Source organism: Pseudomonas sp. SMSB3 (assembly GCF_052041965.1).
Taxonomy (GTDB): domain Bacteria; phylum Pseudomonadota; class Gammaproteobacteria; order Pseudomonadales; family Pseudomonadaceae; genus Aquipseudomonas.
This window is the reverse complement of record NZ_JBKGGV010000045.1, coordinates 1-519: the sequence shown is the minus strand read 5'-3', so window position 1 is coordinate 519 and position 519 is coordinate 1. Positions and strand designations below refer to the sequence as shown.

The 519-nt window shown below is 68.2% G+C and carries 1 protein-coding gene; it reads right to left on the bottom strand.

The genetic code is table 11. The features are described 5' to 3' along the window. Window positions 1–519 (bottom strand): AMP-binding protein (locus tag ACLEJW_RS23220; protein WP_440778328.1); only part of this gene is annotated, 519 nt, incomplete at both ends.

The following is a 519-nucleotide window of genomic DNA, read 5'->3' as shown; positions in this document are numbered from 1 at the left end:
GCCACCACCACCGCTTCGCGCACGCTGTCCTGCTCTTGCAGGCGCGCTTCGATTTCGCCCAGTTCGATGCGCAGGCCGCGGATCTTCACCTGGTGATCGATGCGCCCGGCGTATTCGATCACCCCGTCCTCGCGCTGGCGCGCCAGGTCACCGGTGCGATACAGCCGCTGGCCAGCCTCGAACGGGCTGGTGACGAAACGCTCGGCCGTCAGGGCCGGGCGACGGTGGTACCCGCGCGCCAAACCAAGGCCGCCCAGGTACAGCTCGCCGGTCACACCCGGGCTGACCGGGTTCAGTTCACCGTCCAGCACGTAGGTCTGCAGGTTGGCGATCGGCCGGCCGATCGGCACGCCATCCTTGCCTTCTTCGACGCACGTCCAGTGGGTAACGTCGATGGCCGCTTCGGTCGGGCCGTAGAGGTTGTACAGGCCGCTGTGCGGCAGCAGCGCCAGGGTCTGGCGTTGCAGCTCCACCGGCAGCGCTTCGCCGGAGCAGATGATGCGTTGCAGCGAGGTGCAG